This is a genomic window from Streptomyces sp. MB09-01 (assembly GCF_033794505.1).
Classification (GTDB): domain Bacteria; phylum Actinomycetota; class Actinomycetes; order Streptomycetales; family Streptomycetaceae; genus Streptomyces.
In genome coordinates, this window is record NZ_JARAYQ010000586.1 from 1 (window position 1) to 929 (window position 929).

Sequence of the window (929 nt, forward strand, 5' to 3'; positions counted from 1 at the left end):
GCCCGAGCCCGCGCAGCCCGAGCCCGCGCAGCCCGAGCCCGCGCAGCCCGAGCCCGCGCAGCCCGGGCCTGGGCAGCCCGCGCCCGCGGGGCCCGCGCAGCCCGGGCCCGTACCCCGGCAGCCGGCACCGCCCGCGCCCTCACAGCCCGCACCTGCGCAACCCGCGCACCCCCAGCCCGAGCCCGCGCCTGGGCAGCCCGAGCCGGCGCCCGCGGGTCCCGCGCAGCCTGGGCCCGTACCCCTGCAGCCGGCACCGCCCGCGCCGTCACAGCCCGCGCCCGCGCAGCCTGGGCTCGCGTACGCGGAGCCCGCACGTGCGCCTGGGCGAGAGCCGGGGCACCGGCCCCTGCACGAGCCGTTCGCGCCCGTGCGGCCTGGGCCCGTACCGCCGCAGTCCGGGCTGCCCGGAGCCGCGTACCCGCAGCCGGCGCCACGCGAGGCCGCGCCCGTACACCCGCAGCCGCAGGCCCCGCACCCGCAGACTCCGCCAGCGGCGCCCCGTGGGAACCTTCGGCCCCGGCTCACCTCCTTCGTCGGCCGCGAGCCCGAACTCGCCGCCCTTCGCGAGGACCTGGCCCGGCTGCGCCTCGTCACCCTCACCGGCCCCGGCGGTTCCGGGAAGACCCGTCTCGCCGAACACGCGGCCGCCGCCCACCCCGACGCCGGCTGGATCGTCGAACTCGCCCGTCTCGACCACCCCGCGGCCGTCCCCGGCGCGGTCCTCAGCGCCCTCGGCCTGCGCGAGAACTCCCTCGTCGCCCGCGAGAGCACCGCCGCCGACCCGACCACCCAGCTCGTCGAACACTGTGCGCACCGCAGCCTGCTCCTCGTGCTCGACAACTGCGAGCACGTGATCGGTGCGGCCGCCGAGCTGGCGGAGGAGCTTCTCGCGCGCTGTCCCGGTGTGCAGATCCTGGCGACCAGCCGTG

1 pseudogene is annotated in these 929 nt (G+C 79.7%); it reads left to right on the forward strand.

Going from position 1 to position 929, the window contains the following annotated elements:
- Window positions 1-316: 316 nt before the first annotated feature.
- Window positions 317-929 (forward strand): annotated as a pseudogene (locus tag PV721_RS43595) (AAA family ATPase); the annotation flags it as partial.